The 15,079-nt window shown below is 72.9% G+C and carries 12 protein-coding genes; 9 read left to right on the forward strand and 3 right to left on the reverse strand.

Annotated features, from left to right (window positions below):
• Positions 1-9: 9 nt before the first annotated feature.
• The 8 genes from ACIBEJ_RS22485 (at position 10) to ACIBEJ_RS22520 (ending at position 6,217) form a co-directional block, all read left to right on the forward strand.
• Positions 10-1,047, forward strand: a complete 1,038-nt coding sequence (locus ACIBEJ_RS22485; RefSeq protein ID WP_397184723.1) for a PhoH family protein — start codon at positions 10-12, stop codon at positions 1,045-1,047.
• Complete coding sequence (gene ybeY, locus ACIBEJ_RS22490) at positions 1,044-1,520, forward strand: rRNA maturation RNase YbeY (protein ID WP_397184724.1); 477 nt, start codon at positions 1,044-1,046, stop codon at positions 1,518-1,520. The genes ACIBEJ_RS22485 and ybeY overlap by 4 nt, the downstream gene beginning before the upstream one ends.
• Positions 1,517-2,806 carry a hemolysin family protein gene (locus ACIBEJ_RS22495; RefSeq protein WP_397184725.1) on the forward strand — a complete coding sequence of 430 codons (1,290 nt, stop codon included), beginning with the start codon at positions 1,517-1,519 and terminating at the stop codon, positions 2,804-2,806. The genes ybeY and ACIBEJ_RS22495 overlap by 4 nt, the downstream gene beginning before the upstream one ends.
• Before the next feature lie 510 nt (positions 2,807-3,316).
• A complete protein-coding gene (locus ACIBEJ_RS22500; protein WP_397184726.1) occupies positions 3,317-3,949 on the forward strand; it encodes a hypothetical protein in 633 nt (210 codons plus the stop codon).
• 11 nt (positions 3,950-3,960) lie between these two features.
• Entirely contained in the window at positions 3,961-4,278 is a 318-nt protein-coding gene (locus tag ACIBEJ_RS22505; RefSeq protein WP_397184727.1) for a cytidine deaminase, read from the forward strand.
• A gap of 1 nt (position 4,279) precedes the next feature.
• Entirely contained in the window at positions 4,280-4,759 is a 480-nt protein-coding gene (locus ACIBEJ_RS22510) for an NUDIX domain-containing protein (RefSeq protein WP_397184728.1), read from the forward strand.
• An 18-nt stretch (positions 4,760-4,777) separates the two neighbouring features.
• Positions 4,778-5,686 (forward strand): GTPase Era, encoded by a 909-nt coding sequence (gene era / locus ACIBEJ_RS22515; RefSeq protein ID WP_397184729.1) that lies wholly within the window; start codon positions 4,778-4,780, stop codon positions 5,684-5,686.
• Between the two features lie 45 nt (positions 5,687-5,731).
• A complete protein-coding gene (locus ACIBEJ_RS22520; protein ID WP_397184730.1) occupies positions 5,732-6,217 on the forward strand; it encodes a hypothetical protein in 486 nt (161 codons plus the stop codon).
• A gap of 365 nt (positions 6,218-6,582) precedes the next feature.
• On the opposite strand, the gene ACIBEJ_RS22525 is transcribed toward ACIBEJ_RS22520, so the two are convergent.
• The gene (locus ACIBEJ_RS22525) at positions 6,583-8,115 is read right to left on the reverse strand and encodes an endonuclease/exonuclease/phosphatase family protein (RefSeq protein WP_397184731.1); all 1,533 of its coding nucleotides are present in this window, start codon (positions 8,113-8,115) and stop codon (positions 6,583-6,585) included.
• A 116-nt stretch (positions 8,116-8,231) separates the two neighbouring features.
• A complete protein-coding gene (locus ACIBEJ_RS22530; RefSeq protein ID WP_397184732.1) occupies positions 8,232-10,754 on the reverse strand; it encodes a BTAD domain-containing putative transcriptional regulator in 2,523 nt (840 codons plus the stop codon).
• 58 nt (positions 10,755-10,812) lie between these two features.
• Between ACIBEJ_RS22530 and ACIBEJ_RS22535 the strand changes: the two genes are divergently transcribed.
• The gene (locus tag ACIBEJ_RS22535) at positions 10,813-14,343 is read left to right on the forward strand and encodes a protein kinase (RefSeq protein ID WP_397184733.1); all 3,531 of its coding nucleotides are present in this window, start codon (positions 10,813-10,815) and stop codon (positions 14,341-14,343) included.
• Here ACIBEJ_RS22535 and ACIBEJ_RS22540 read toward each other — a convergent pair.
• Positions 14,304-15,041 (reverse strand): Mut7-C RNAse domain-containing protein, encoded by a 738-nt coding sequence (locus ACIBEJ_RS22540; RefSeq protein ID WP_397184734.1) that lies wholly within the window; start codon positions 15,039-15,041, stop codon positions 14,304-14,306. The genes ACIBEJ_RS22535 and ACIBEJ_RS22540 overlap by 40 nt on opposite strands.
• Positions 15,042-15,079: the final 38 nt, after the last annotated feature.

Consider the following 15,079-nt stretch of genomic DNA (forward strand, 5'->3'; position numbering starts at 1 on the left):
GCCTGACCCATGTCCGAACTACACGAATCCCGACGAGCGGCACCTCCCTCGCGCACTCAGGCCAAGGTGCTGATCCCGGACGAATACCCGATGGTCAGCCTCCTGGGCTCCCGTGACGAGCTGCTGCGTGTCATCGAGGGCGCCTTCCGGGCCGACATCCACGTCCGCGGCAACGAGATCACCATCACCGGCACCCCCGACGAGAGCGGCGCCGTCGTGCGCCTGTTCGAGGAGCTGGTCGAGGTCCTGCGCAACGGCGGCGAGTTGTCGCCCGACGCCGTCGAGCGCAGCATCGCCATGATGAAGATGACCTCAGAGCGGCCCGCCGAGGTGCTCTCGCTCGACATCCTGTCCTCCAGGGGGCGGACCATCCGCCCCAAGACGGCCAACCAGAAGCGCTACGTCGACGCCATCGACAAGCACACGGTCGTGTTCGGCATCGGTCCCGCCGGCACCGGCAAGACCTACCTGGCCATGGCCAAGGCGGTGCGCGCGCTTCAGGAGAAGAAGGTCAACCGGATCATCCTCACCCGGCCGGCGGTCGAGGCGGGGGAGCGGCTGGGCTTCCTGCCCGGCACGCTCTACGAGAAGATCGACCCCTATCTCCGGCCGCTCTACGACGCGCTGCACGACATGCTCGACCCCGAGACGATCCCCAAGCTCATGGCCGCGGGCACGATCGAGGTCGCGCCGCTGGCGTACATGCGCGGCCGTACGCTCAACGACGCCTTCATCATCCTCGACGAGGCGCAGAACACCTCGCCCGAGCAGATGAAGATGTTCCTCACCCGGCTGGGCTTCGGCTCCAAGATCGTGGTGACGGGCGACATCACCCAGGTCGACCTCCCCTCCGGCACCGAGAGCGGCCTGCGCGTCGTGCAGGGCATCCTCTCGGACATCCGTGACATCCACTTCGCGACGCTGACCAGCGTCGACGTGGTGCGCCACCGGCTCGTCAGCGACATCGTCGACGCCTACGGCCGCTACGACGCGCAGAAGCAGCAGGAGCTGAAGTCCGTCAAGCAGCAGCGAGGGCCCAGGCGATGAGCATCGAGATCAACAACGAGTCGGGTGACGAGGTCGACGAGGAGACACTCGTCGCCCTCGCCACCCACGTGCTCGGCGAGATGGGCATCCACCCGCTCGCCGAGCTGTCCCTCCTCATCGTGGACGAGAACACCATGGCCGACCTCCACGAGAAGTGGATGGGCGAACCCGGCCCCACCGACGTGCTCGCCTTCCCGATGGACGAACTGCGTCCGGGCGGCGGCGCCCGCGGCGACTCCGAGAGCCCGGCCGAGCCCGGACTGCTCGGCGACGTCGTGCTGTGCCCGCCCGTCGCGGCCAGACAGGCCGCCGAGGCCGGCCACAGTGCCGCCGACGAACTGGAGCTGCTGTGCACCCACGGCATCCTCCACCTGCTCGGCTACGACCACGCCGAGCCTGAGGAGCACAAGGAGATGTTCGGGCTGCAGGCCCAGCTTCTCGCGTCGTGGAAAGAGGTGCGCTCCCCGCGGTGAACGCCTGGTTGCCTCTGGCCATCCTCCTCGTGGTGATCGCCGGCCTGATCGCCAGCGCGGAGACGGCGCTGACCCGCATCTCCCGGGTGCGGGCGGAGGAGTTCGTGCGCGAGGGCAGGAGGGGCGCCAAGCGGCTGCAGGACATCGTCACCGACCCGTCCGGCTCGCTCAATCTGCTGCTCCTGCTCAGGCTGAGCTGCGAGCTGGTCGCGACGGTGATCGTCACGCTGCTGTTCATCGACGTCCAGGGCGATCAGGGCTGGGCGTACGTGAGCGCCGCCGCCGTCATGATCGTGGTCAGCTACGTGATCGTCGGAGTCTCTCCCCGTACGCTGGGCCGCCAGCACGCGGAGCCGATCGCGCTGGCCGGCGCCCCGGTCGTCTACGGGCTGACCAAGATCTTCGGTCCGCTGCCCAAGCTGCTGATCCTGCTCGGCAACGCGCTCACACCCGGCAAGGGCTTCCGCGAGGGTCCGTTCACCTCGGAGGCGGAGCTGCGTGACCTCGTCGACCTGGCCGAGGAACGGCGGGTCATCGAGCCGGACGAGCGCGAGATGATCCACTCGGTCTTCGAGCTCGGGGACACGCTGGTGCGCGAGGTCATGGTGCCGCGTACCGACATGGTCTTCATCGAACGCGGCAAGACGCTCGACCAGGCGCTCTCCCTGCACCTGCGCAGCGGGTTCTCGCGCATCCCGGTCGTGGGGGAGAACGAGGACGACGTGATCGGCATCGCGTACCTCAAGGACATCACGCGGCGCGTGCACGAGAGCGGCGAGGGCACGGAGAAGGTCGAGTCCATCATGCGGCCGGCCACGTACGTGCCGGAGAGCAAGCCGATCGACCAGTTGCTGCGCGAGATGCAGGCGCGGCAGATCCACCTGGCGATCGTCATCGACGAGTACGGCGGGACCGCCGGGCTGGTCACCATCGAGGACGTCCTGGAGGAGATCGTCGGCGAGATCACCGACGAGTACGACCAGGAGGCGCCCCGGGTCGAGCCCATGTCCGACGGCGCGATGCGGGTGACGGCCCGGATGCCGGTGGACGAGCTGGGCGAGCTGTTCGACACCGAGATCGAGGTGGACGACGTCGAGACGGTGGGCGGGCTGCTGGCGCACGCGCTGGGGCGGGTGCCGATCGCGGGGTCGCAGGCTCGGGTGGCGGGGCTTGAACTGACCGCCGAGAGCCTGGCCGGGCGCCGCAACCGCATCAGCACGGTGGTGGTACGCCGCGTGTCGCCGGAATCCGACGAACCCATCCCCGCCTCCGCCGAACAGGACTGACCCACCCCCGACCCCGACGTCCCGCGATCGGGCGCCCGCGTCCCGGTGTTCCCGTGACCCGGTGTCACGCGTCCCGTCCCCGGAGCTTCGGCCCTGGCGTTGCGGGGTCCGGAGCGCTTCTTGGCGGCTCGGCTTGGCGCGGGCGGGTCGGCCGGGGTTGGGGTGGGTTTGTGCAGGTGGGGGTGGGTGGGAGGTCGTACAAAACCGTATTAAGTGTTCTACAAGCGAAATGCAAGCGTCATCCCCCAGTCTGTTCACAGACGCCCAGTGCGGTGGGTGTCGCAGAAGGGGTGATCCGGACGCCGGGTGGGGTTCGCGGCGCGAGGTGAGCCTCTGGGGGGACGGCAACGTCTCGGTCAGCTAGCCGATCGCGACGTTGCTCGGCGTAAAGGGTGTTCTCGTCCGATTAACCCGGGCGAGAGCACCCTTAAGCGTATCTGACCGGTTGTTGGCGGCTCTGGTGGATTGCCGCATTCGCGTTCTGGGGAGATCGCACTCCGGGGGGAAACCATGGAACGCGGAGTGTGGATCATCGTCGGCGCGCTGCTCATGGCGGGGCTGACCGCGTGCGGGGGCGCAGGTGTCGACGCGCAGTTCGACGCGGGGGCGCAGGAACGGCTCAAGGAGATCCTGAACAAGGATCCCAAGCTGCCCGACGGGTTCTCGGTACGCCCGCAGGAGGCGTGGAAGGTGCCGTTCGCCGCCCGTGACCGGAACTGCCGTGCCGTACTGGAGCCCGTGGCGGGACAGGCGCCGCGGCGGGCGCTCACCGCGCAGGCGGCGGCCAGCTATCCCGGCAACGCGCTGGGGGAGACGGCCGGTGTGGCGCTGGCGCGGTACGCGGGCGCCGAGGCCGAGTGGCACCTCGACGACCTCGGCAAGGCGCTGCGGGAGTGCCACGCGGTCAACGCCGGAGCCGGGACCGATCTGCGGCTGCGTTCGCTGCCGGTCGGTGGCGTGGGCGACGAGGCGGTGGCCGCTGAGCTGGCCGGGCGGCTGAACGGGTACCCGTACGCGCTGAACGTGTTGCTCGTGCGCCAGGGGGACACACTGCTGTCGCTGGTGCACACCGGGCTCAAGCGGGTCGATCCCAAGCGAACCGAGCAACTCGCGCAGTCGGTGCTCGGGATGGCCAGGGCCTAACCTAGTCTTCCGTGACTCTCGATCCCGAAGACAGCAAGATCATCACGCTGGCCCGGTCGGCCAGGGCGCGCAACGGCTCGCGGGAGGGCGCCGCCGTACGCGATGAGACCGGACGCACCTACGCGGCCACGAACGTCGCGCTCGACGCGCTCACGCTCTCGGCCGTTCAGGTCGCCGCCGCCATGGCGATCTCCAGCGGCGCGCGCGGCCTGGAGGCCGCCGCGCTGGTCACCGAGGGCGAGGGCCCGAGCGAGGCCGACGCCGCGGTGGTCGGCGAGCTGGGCGGCAAGCTGCTCGTGGCCGGTCCCGACGGGCAGGTGAGGGGCTGACATGGCGATGTCGCCGTTCCTGGCCGAGCTCAGGGCCGTGGTGGGCGGCCGGTTGCTGGTGCTGCCCTCGGTGACCGGGTGCGTGTTCGACGCGGAGGGACGGCTGCTGCTGGCCCGCCACGGCGACGTCGGCAAGTGGGCGACGCCCGGCGGCGGCATCGACCCCGACGAGCGTCCCCAGGACGCCGTCGTGCGCGAGCTGCGCGAGGAGCTGTCCGTGGAGGTCTCGGTGCGCGGCCTGATCGGCGTGTACGGCGGGCCGGACTTCCGCACCCACTACCCCAACGGCCACCAGGTCGCGTACGTGATCACCGCCTACGCCTGCGTGCTCACCGGAACCGCGACGCCCACCCCGGACGGCGAGGAGATCAACGCCTTCACCTGGGCGGTTCCCGGCGACCTCGCCGGGCTCGACCTGACCTCGTGGTCGCCGCACGTGCTGCCCGACGCGTTCACCTGGTGGCGGCAGCACGGTGGCTGATGGGCCACAATCGACTATGTGACTTCGCCAGACAATCATCGCGCCGGTTTCGCCTGCTTCGTGGGGAGGCCGAACGTCGGCAAGTCCACGCTGATGAACGCCCTGGTCGGCACCAAGGTGGCCATCACCTCCTCCAAGCCGCAGACCACCCGGCGCGTCATCCGCGGCATCGTCCACCGCCCCGACGCCCAGTTGATCATCGTCGACACGCCGGGCCTGCACCGCCCGCGCACCCTGCTCGGCGAGCGCCTCGACAGCCTCGTGCTGTCCACGCTCACCGAGGTGGACGTCATCGGCTTCTGCGTGCCCGCCGGAGACCCGATCGGCAAGGGTGACCGCTTCATCGCCGAGAAGCTCGCCGCGGTGAAGAAGACGCCGGTCGTGGCCGTGGTGACCAAGTGCGACCTGGCCTCCAGAGAGCAGATCGCCGAGCAGTTGCTGGCGGTGTCCGAGCTGGGGGAGTTCGCTGACATCGTCCCGGTCTCCGCCACCTCGGGGGACAACCTCGACGCGCTGGCCGACGTGCTCGTCGGGCACATGCCCGAGTCCCCGCCGCTGTACGAGGACGGCCGCCTCACCGACGAGCCCGAGCAGGTGCTGGTCGGCGAGCTGATCAGGGAGGCGGCGCTGGAAGGGGTGCGCGACGAGTTGCCCCACTCGATCGCCGTGGTCGTCGACGAGATGCTGCCCCGCGAGGGCCGCGACGACCTGCTCGACATCTACGCGCACCTGTTCGTGGAGCGTCCCTCGCAGAAGGCCATCATCATCGGGCACAAGGGCGAACGGCTGCGCGACGTCGGCACCAGGGCACGCAAGCAGATCGAGGCGCTGCTCGGCACCCGCGTCTACCTCGACCTGCGGATCAGCGTCGCCAAGGACTGGCAGCGCGACCCGAAGCAACTGCGCAGGCTGGGTTTCTTCGACTGAGCCCGGGTTGTGGTGCCGGCGGCCGGGCGGGCTTATGGTGATCGGGTGGGCGACTACCTTTCGCCGCGGGTGTCGGGCAGGCCGGAACGCAGGACACGCAGGGGCTACGCGCTCGCCGTCGTCGCGGCTGGGGCGTTGCTGGTGGTCTGCGCGATCCTGCCGTGGGCGGGGCTCTCGGCGCGCAGCGACCTGATCGGCGCGGGCGTCGTCAGGACGGTACGCGGCATCGACGACGCCTTCGGTGTCTACACCTTGATCGCCGGGCTGGTGGCGGCCGGTTTCGGAGTGGCCGGACTGCTGACGGGCCGCCGCCCATGGGCCGGCCTCGCGGCCCTTCCCGGCGGGGTGGCGGCAGCCGTCCTCGTCCTGTTCGTGACCGACCCGCGCGGCGCCGGCGACCGCATCTCAGTCGACCTGGGCGGCTTCCTGGCCATCGAGCCGGTGCTCCAGTACGGCTGGTTCGCGGCACTTGGCAGCGCACTGGCCGTCGTGGTCCTCGCCATCCTGTCCCTGCTTCCCCGCCGCCCGTAACTCCCGCGCCGCCTTGCTCGCGCGTTACGACGTCGGTCGCGCGTGGCGTTGCTCGCGCGGGGGCGTCGGTCTCGTGTCTTGTTGCTCGCGCGGGGCGCGTAGCTCGCGCGTCGCGCGTCCTCCCCGTGCGCCGCTGCTCGCGCGCTGCGAGTTGGTCTCGCGCTGCGCGTCGGTCCTGCGCGGCGAAGCTTGCGCCTCGCGCGTCCGTCCCGCGGGTGTTGCTCGCGCGCAGCGCGTTGCTCGCGTGTCGCGTATCGGTCTCACGTGGCGTTGCTCGCGTGCCGCGTGGCGCGGTGCTCCCGGGGCGGGTTGGTTTCGGGTGGGTGGGGCCGGCAGCGGCGGGGGTGCCGCTGCCGGGGGTAGAGCTAGTTGACGGTGAAGGTGGTCAGGACGGCGGCGTGGTCGGAGGTCCACTCGTTGTTGCCGTGGCCCGGGTACGGGGTCGGGGTGCCGGTTACGAGGGTGTCGGAGGAGTCGACGGTCAGGGTTCCGGCGTAGTGGACGAAGTCGATTCGGTCCTGTGGTTCCGGGTCGCCGGTGCGGTGGTCGTAGCCGTAACCGCCGGTGAAGGTCTTGTACACGGGTGACCAGGTGTTGCCGGGGTGGGTGACGGGGTTGGGGTGGGCCACTCGGTAGGAGTCCCTCAAGCCCGCCTGTTCGGGGGTCTTCGAGGTCGGCCACGGGATGCCGGAGCGGCCGCAGTGGGAGGGCGCCGCGGCGGCGGTGTAGTCGAGGTGGGAGGGGGCGTTGAAGTCGCCGGTCAGCAGCACCGGGTGGGTGCCGGCGGCGCGTAGGTGGGCGTCCATGGCCTGGACTATCGCCTGGATCTGGGCGGTGCGGCCGGCGCTGGCCTCCCGGCTCAGCAACTGCTGGGTGTTGCGGTTGGAGAAGCAGGCGTCGTACGGGCCATAAGGCGTGTAGCCGAGGTGAGCGGTCCACAGGACCAGTTCGCGGCCGGTGCGCTCGTCCAGGCGGATGCGCGAGTACGCCCCGGCCAGGCCGGACTGGGAGGGGAGCGGGCCGCGGGCGGTGATCGGGTAGCGGCTGATGATGCCCAGGCTGGCGCCGGCCTGGAAGTGGTCCCAGCCGAGCGCCTGGGCGAGCTCCTGCGCCGCGGTCGAGGACGTCTCCTGCAGCCCGACCACGTCCACGTCCCGGTCGAGCAGGAAGCGGAGCTGCTTCTCGCGTCCGCCGGAGACCTGGCTGCCGCCGTGCCAGAGGTTCCAGCTCATCGCCTTCAGCTTCGGCACCAGGATGTCCGTCGCGGCGCGGACTCTGATGGAGATCGCTGCGGTGCTGGTCTGGCCTGCCGCGTTGCGTGCTTCGACCGTGAGCGTCGAGGTGCCGGACGCGGTGGGGGTGCCGGTGACGCGGCCATCGGGGGCGACGCCGATCCAGGCCGCGCCCGCCCGCTTGGTGAAGGTCAGTCCGCTCGTGTCGCCCTTCACCAGTCCGGTGACGCTCGCACTGTACGGCGTGCCCGCCCGCCCGTTGCGCAACGTGAAGGGCGAGGTGACGAAGTGCAGCGGCGTGGAGCTGACGAGCTTGAGCCGGGCGGGCTGGGCCAGCCAGGCGTAGCCGTCCTGGGCGAGGAAGTAGACGATGTAGTCGCCGGGCTCCAGTCCTTGCGTGGGCAGGGTGGCGGTGCCCGCGGCGTCGGGGGTGTAGACCCATTTGAGCGACGGGCCCACGAACTGCTCGGCGACGGGGCCGTTGCCGGGCTCGGTGTAGAGGCCGACCCAGTTCGTGGCGTGGGGGCGGGGCGTGGAGTAGGAGAGCCTGATCGGGTCACCGGCCCTGACGGCGCTCGACTGGAGGGTGAGCGTGCCGTCCGGGGCGGGGAGGGTCACGGTGGTCGTGGCGAGGAGTGCGGCGGCTAACAGGAGGATTAGGCGCATCGGGGCTCCTAGTGGCTGGCTGTCCGAAGAGAGCATCCACTGGCAAAGTAAAGCCCAGATGTACGCAGCCTGACTAGTATCAACCCTGGTCAAGAGTGGACAAGTGGCGCAGATGTCTAGACAAGCTCGCGGAGAAGGCTGCGGGCCTGGGCGGTCAGCTCGGCCGCGCGGCCGGTGGCGCCCTCCGCGGCGTTGACCTCGGCCAGGGCGGTCAGCGCCGCGGCGTCGAGCAGCCGGTCGCCGAGCCGCAGGGCGATGCTTCTCGCCTGTTCGGCGGCGTCGCGGGCGGCGGGCACGTCGTTCTGCGCCAGCCGTACCTTGGACAGGGCGAGCAGGGCGTCGGTGCGGCGGTGGCGGTCGCCGAGGTCGGCGAGGTGTTCGGCGGCGGCGGTCAGGTGTGCGGCGGCCTCCTCGGGGCGGGCGGCGCGACGCAGGACCTCGCCCAGCACGAGCAGGGTGTCGGCGCTCTCGCGTTCGCTCGTGGTGGCGCCCAGGCAGGCGGTCAGCAGGCGTTCGGCGTCCGACAGGCGGCCCAGCTCCAGGTGGGCGCGGCCGAGGCGGCGGCGGGTGTGGTGGGCCTCGCGCGCGGAGCCGTCGCGGAGGAACAGGCCGAGAGCCAGGCGCAGGCGTTCGTGCGCCTCCTGCCAGCGGTGCTCGGCGAGGAGCAGGTCGCCCTCGTCGCGCAGGACCAGGGCCTCGGCCTTCGGCTCGCCGGTGGCGCGGGCGGCGGGCAGGGCGTGGGCCAGGACGGCACGCCAGTCGTCGAGCAGGCGGTGGCGCTCCAGGAACGGCGTGAGCAGGTGCGCGAGCTGCCAGCACGCGGCGTCGTGACCGGCGGCGCGCAGGTCGGCGATCAGGGCGACGAGGAAGCCGCGCTCGGCGGCCAGCCACTGCACCGACTCCTTGATCTCGCGGGTGGCGAACGTGGCCGCGGGGTCGCCGGAGACCAGCGGGAAGCGGGAGACACGGACCCTGGCCAGCACCAGCGTGGCCAGCTCCGACAGGCCCGGCGGATCCGGCTGCTCGCGGGCGAACAGCCGGACCAGCTCGTGCACGCGGTAGCGGACCTGCCCGGCCACGTCCACCGTGTACGCCTCCAGCAGGCCCGCCTCGACCAGCGCCTCGGCCTGGCCGCCGAAGACCCCGGCCACCCAGTCGCCGACGTCGGGCGCCGACAGCGCGCCGAGCCCGCGCAGCGTCCGCGCCGCCGGCTCCGGCAGCCCGTCGTAGCCGATGGCGAACGCGCTGCGCACGGTCTGGTCGCCGGCGTGCAGGCCGTCGAGGCGGCGGTGCTCGTCCTCCAGCAGGCCGACGAGGTATTCGGTGGTCCAGGCTGGCCGCGCGGCCAGCCGCGACCCGGCCACGCGCAGCGCGATCGGCAGGCCGCCGCAGAAGCGGGCCAGCCGGACCAGCGCCTCGCCGGGCTCGCGGCCGGAGCTTCTGGTCAGGAGTTCCAGCGACTCCCGCGGGCCGAGGACGCCGACGGGCAGCCGCCGGGCGCCGGGCAGCCCGGCCAGGGCGGAGCGGCTGGTGACGACCGTGGGGGAGGAGGTCAGCAGCGGGCGTACCTGCTCCTCGTCGGTGGCGTTGTCGAGCAGGATGAGCAGGCGGCGGCCGGCCGCGTAGGAGCGCAGCAGCCGCTCGCGGCCCTCCGTGGTGCCGGGGACGGCCTGGGCGGGGCAGCCGAGCCAGCGCAGGAAGTCCTCCAGGACCGCGGCGGGGTCGCCGTTCTCGCGCAGGTCGGCGTAGAGGATGCCGTCGGGGAAGCTCGCGCGCTGCTGCCACGCCGCGTGTACGGCCAGCGCCGACTTGCCCGTCCCCGCCTGGCCGTGGACCACCACCTGGTCCCCGATCACCTCCTCCAGCAGCTCGCCCCGGCCGGTGAAGTCGGCCACGTCGCGCGGCAGCAGGATTGGCGGCCCGGCGGAGACGTGCAGGGAGACGTCGTCGTGGAGCATGCGGTGGTAGAGGAGCTGCAGGTCGGGGTCGGGCTCGATGGCGTGGCCGCCGTCCAGTTCCTCGCGCAGCGCGGCGTAGGCGGCCAGGGCGTCCACGCGCCGGCCGCTGCGGTACAGGGCCAGCATGTACTGCCCGCGGAAGCGCTGCCAGAGCGGGTGCCTGGCGACCAGGCCGCGCAGCTCGGCGAGGATCTCCCGGTGCCGGCCCGCGTCCAGGGCCCGCTGGTTGCGACGCTCGATGGCCAGCAGGCGCAGCTCGTCCAGCTCCTCGCGCAGCCGCCCGGTCTCCAGCCAGCGCGAGCCGTCGGGGTCGACGTCCTCCAGCGCCTGGCCGCGCCACAGCGCCAGCGCCTCGTCGTAGCCGCCCTTCTCGACCAGGCTCCTGAACCGGTTGACGTCGAGCTGCTCCTCCTCCACGGCCAGCGTGTAGGTGCCGGAGACCGTGGTGATCACGTCCTTGCCGAGGAGCTGGCGCAACTGGCCGATGTAGCCGCGCACCAGCGAGTCGGAGCGGTCGCCGCCCTCGCGGGGCCATAACAGGTCGCGCAGCCGTCCGACGCTCAGCGGGCGGCGGGCGTTCAGCACGAACATGGTCAGCAGGTCGCGATGCTTGGGCGCGGTGGGGGTCCGGTCCTCCCCCTGGCAGCACACTTCCAGCGGCCCCATGATCCGAAAGTCCACGCTATTTCCCGCAATCCACGCGTCTGTGATCTTCTATGGGCACAGAATTTCATATCTGATGGCGGCGCTCACTCCTTCTGACCCACACCGTCTCGGCGGCTACTGGCTGGCGGGGCGGCTCGGCGCGGGCGGGCAAGGGGTGGTCTACGACGCCTACGGGCCCGACGGGGAACGGGTCGCGATCAAGGTGCCGCGGGCGGACTCGGCCGAGTCGCGGCGGCGGCTGGCCAAGGAGGCGGACGCGGCCCGCCGGGTGGCGGCCTTCTGCACCGCCCGGGTGGTCGAGGTGGATCTCGGCGTGCCGTACGTCGTGAGTGAGTTCGTCCCAGGCCGGACCTTGCGGGAGGTGGTCGGGCGGGACGGGCCGTACCGGGGGGAGGCGCTGCACCGGCTGGCGGTCGGGGTGGCGACCGCGCTGACCGCCATCCACCGGGCCGGGGTCGTGCACCGCGACCTCAAGCCGGACAACATCATCATGGGGCCGGACGGGCCGAGGGTGATCGACTTCGGGGTGGCGCGGGAGGCCGGGCCCACGACGACCGGACCGGTCATGGGGACGCCGAACTACATGGCGCCCGAGGTGTTCACCGGGCGTGGGGCGGGGGCGGCGGCCGACCTGTGGTCGTGGGGGCTCGTCGTGCTGTTCGCGGCGCGGGGGGCCGACGCGGTCGAGGCGGGCGAACCGGTCGCCGTTCTGACGGAGGTGCTCGGGTTCCGGCCGGACGTGGACGGGCTGGCCGAGCCGCTCGGGCCGCTGGTGGCCGCCGCGCTGGCCCAGGAGCCCGGAGGGCGGCCGGAGGCGCGGGCCGTACTGCTGGCTCTGCTGGGACTGCCCGACCTCACAGACAGCGACCCCACAGACGCCGACCCGACGGACGCCGACGCGGCGCTCGCTCGTGGCGGCGCGCTCGCCGCCACGCTCGGCGGGGCCGACGACGAGCCCGGTCTGGGCGCCGTCGCCGAGGAACTGTACGGCGAGCTGTCGGAACGCGAGCGGGCCGCCGCCCCCGAGGTGTTCCTGCGCCTGACCGACGGCGAGAACCTCAGGGAGGTCACCCGCGCGGAACTGCCCGACGAGGAGGCCGTCGACGGGCTGCTGACGTTGTTCACCGCGTCGGGACTGCTGTCCGCGCCCGGCGCGGACACCTACTCGCTGGCCAGTCCCGGCCTGGTCCAGGCCTGGCCGAGGCTGCGCGCGTGGCTGGCCGACAACCGCGACGGCCTGCCCGTGCAGCGCCGCCTGGCCGAGGCGGCGCGCTTCTGGGACGGCCACGGCAGGAAGCCCGCCGACCTCCTCCAGGGCTCCCACCTGGACCGCACCCTGCGCTGGGCGGCGGCCGAGCGCAAGGACCTCACGCTGGTACGGCTGGAGCGCGAGTTCCTCGACGCCGCCACCGCCCGCTCCCGCCGCCAGGTACGGCTGCGCGCGATGCTGGCCGGCGCGATGGCGGTCCTCCTCGTCCTGGCCCTGGGCGGCCTGGCCCTGGCCGAGTTCCGCAGGGCGGAGGCGGAGACCGAGCGGCGCGCCGCCACCGCCAGGGCCTGGGCGTTGCGCGCGGCCGACCTCAGGGACACCGACCCGAAGCTGGCCATGCTGCTGAGCGTCGCGGCCTGGCGGCTGGCCCCGGAGGTGCCGGACACGCGCGCCGCGCTCAACGACGCGCTCTCCGAGCCGCTCGGCGACGCCTTCACCTGCCCGGGAACCCTCCCGGACGCGGCGTCAGCGCTGGGCGGGGAGGGAAACCTGCTGGTCGTCGCGCAGGGCGGCGACGCCGTGGTCTGCGACCTGCGGGCCGGGCGGGTCACCGCCCGCCTCACCGGCGCGGGCGGCCGGGACGGCATCGCCCTGAGCCCCGACGGCCGCCTGCTCGCGGCCAGGGACGGCGGGCGGCTGCGCCTCTGGGACGTGGCCAGGGGCACGCCCACGGGACCTGATCTCGACGCCGGGCCACTGCCGGACGGCCCGGGAAAGCTCGCCTTCGACCCAAGCGGCCTGCTCGCGGTCCCCACGGACGATGCGGGGCTCCCACAAGGGGCGGTGCCTTCCAACGGGGCGTTCACCTGGTGGGACCCCGTCACCCGGCGTCCGCTCCGCCCCCGGCTCGACGTGGTCAGCGCCGACCGCCGCCACGGCCTGGCCTACTCCAAGGGCCGGGCCGAGCTGTGGGACCTGGCGCGCGGCAGGCGGCTGCCCGCCCCCTGGCTCCCGGCCGGACGCCACATCAGGTCGGCCGCCTTCACCGCGGACGGGCGCGGCCTCCTCCTCACCCACCGGCTGCCCGACCTCGGCGGCATCGGCCTCAAGGCGGTACGGGTGCCGTCGGGCCAGCCGCTGACCGCCGACGGACTGGGGCCGGCGCAGGGGCAGATCACCCTTTTCGACGACGACCGGTTCGCCGCGCTGTGGGACGCGCGCGTGCTGACCGTGGTGCGGCTGAGCGACAGGGAGCTCATGACGCAGCGGTACCTGACGGTGCCGATCGCGGACCTCCGGTTCGACCCCGGCGCCCGCGCGCTGCGCCTGCTGGGTGACGGTGGCGAGGTGTTCACCCTCGACGCCGCCACGCTGACCGCCCCCGCCGTGCTGCCCGGCGACACCGAGGGCGCCGCCGCGTTCGACGCCCGAGGGCGGCGGCTGGCCGTACTGGCCGGAGAGGCGGTGCGGATCTGGGACGTGGCGGCGCGACGCCCCGCGGGCGGCCCGGTGCCGGTGCCACCCGGCGGGAACGGGGGGCAGCAGCCGGTGCTGGCCTTCGACCGCGACGGCGGCAGGATCGCCGCCGCCCGGGGCAAGCGGGCCGTGGTCGCCGACGCGGGCACCGGGGCGGTGCTGCTCAGGCTGGCGCTGAAGGAGGCGGCGTGGGGCCTGGTCTTCAGCCCGGACGGCCGCACGCTGGCCGTCACCGGCGAGTCCACCGTGGACCTGTGGGACCTCGCGTCACGCACCGTGCGGCGGGTCCGTGCGGAGCCGGGCGGCGTCGCCGGCGTCTACCGGCCCGACGGGCGGCTGCTCGTGGCCGGTTCGTCGCTCATCGACCCGGTCGCCGGACGGGTCCTGGCCAAGCCCGCCGGCGCCGCGCAGTCGCCGATCGCCTTCAGCCCGCGCGGCGACCTGGCCTCGGGTGTGGACGCCGCGACCCAACTGCGCCTGTGGGACGGCGCGCTCACCCGCACCGAGGGCGCGGCCTTCATCAGGGAGTGGCGCACCAGGGTGTTCGGCGTGGGCGGCGGGCCGGTCGCCCAGGAGGAGGACCCCGTCCCGATGACGGCGACCTGGTCGCCGGACGGCACGACGATCGCCACCCAGGAGAGCGGCGGCCTGATCAGGCTGTGGGACGTGCGTGGCCGCCGCCCCGCGGGCATCGTCCACAACAGCGGCAGGCCGGGACCCGAGTCGGCCGGCGCGGTCGCGTTCGCCGCCGACGGGCACACGCTCTACAGCGCGGGCGCCGACGGGGTCCTGCGCAGCCATCCCCTGGACGCAGAGCGCGTCGCCCGCGCCGTCTGCGCGCGGGCCGGCCGTGCGCTCACCTCGCAGGAGTGGCGGCTTCACCTGGCCGGGGTGGAGCCCTTCGCCGTGTGCGCGTAGGCCGACTCGACGATCTTCTCCAGGTGGTCGCTGTGCGCGCCGCGCCAGTACACCTGGCCGCACTCGCGGCACCTGCCGTACGCGTCGTAGCTGCGCCGGGTGCCGTCGCGCAGGGCGGCGGCCACCTCGCTCTTGCTCACCTCGGCCAGGACGCCGTTGCACGCGGTGCACCGGGTCCAGGGCCGTAGCGGCGGCGCGAAGCGGTCCAGCAGGTCGCTGAGCTGGAGGTCGGCCTTGGCCCCCCGCACGTACGCCCCCATCCACAGGGCACGGCGGCGCAGCAGCCCGCGATCCTGCGTGAGCAGGACCCGGCGCTCGGCGTTGGCCTGGACCACCAGCGCCGGGTCGTCCATGTCGTTGTGGTACGCGGTGTCGATGCCCAGCAGCCGCAGCCGCCTGGCCAGCGTGCCCAGGTGGACGTCGAGCAGGAAGCGCGGCTCGGCCGCCAGCGGCTGGGGCCTGGGAACGGGCGCGACCTCCACCACGTCGCCGCCGCGCGGCAGGTAGGCGGGGCCCACTCCGGCGCCCGCCACCGTCATCGGGCCGACCTCGGTCAGCGGGATGCCCAGCGACTCCACGACGTGGCCCAGCGTGGACGTGCGGTCCGCCGGCGCCTGCTGCCACTCCTGACGGCGGCTCGCGGGCAGGAAGAACCGCAGTTCGGGGGCGATGCGCAGGCGTACGTCCGTCTCGTCCACACGGTCAGGATGTCACGGGGGCCGTCGGGGGATCACCC

It is taken from the genome of Nonomuraea sp. NPDC050790 (assembly GCF_044456745.1).
Classification (GTDB): Bacteria; Actinomycetota; Actinomycetes; order Streptosporangiales; family Streptosporangiaceae; genus Nonomuraea.

Bases quoted from the DNA above. Each gene is read 5' to 3' on its own strand.
- ACIBEJ_RS22500 (WP_397184726.1), top strand. From the start codon at position 3,317: ATGGAACGCGGAGTGTGGATCATCGTCGGCGCGCTGCTCATGGCGGGG.
- ACIBEJ_RS22485 (WP_397184723.1), top strand. From the start codon at position 10: ATGTCCGAACTACACGAATCCCGACGAGCGGCACCTCCCTCGCGCACT.
- ybeY (WP_397184724.1), top strand. From the start codon at position 1,044: ATGAGCATCGAGATCAACAACGAGTCGGGTGACGAGGTCGACGAGGAG.
- ACIBEJ_RS22535 (WP_397184733.1), top strand. From the start codon at position 10,813: ATGGCGGCGCTCACTCCTTCTGACCCACACCGTCTCGGCGGCTACTGG.
- ACIBEJ_RS22510 (WP_397184728.1), top strand. From the start codon at position 4,280: ATGGCGATGTCGCCGTTCCTGGCCGAGCTCAGGGCCGTGGTGGGCGGC.
- ACIBEJ_RS22525 (WP_397184731.1), bottom strand. From the start codon at position 8,115: ATGCGCCTAATCCTCCTGTTAGCCGCCGCACTCCTCGCCACGACCACC.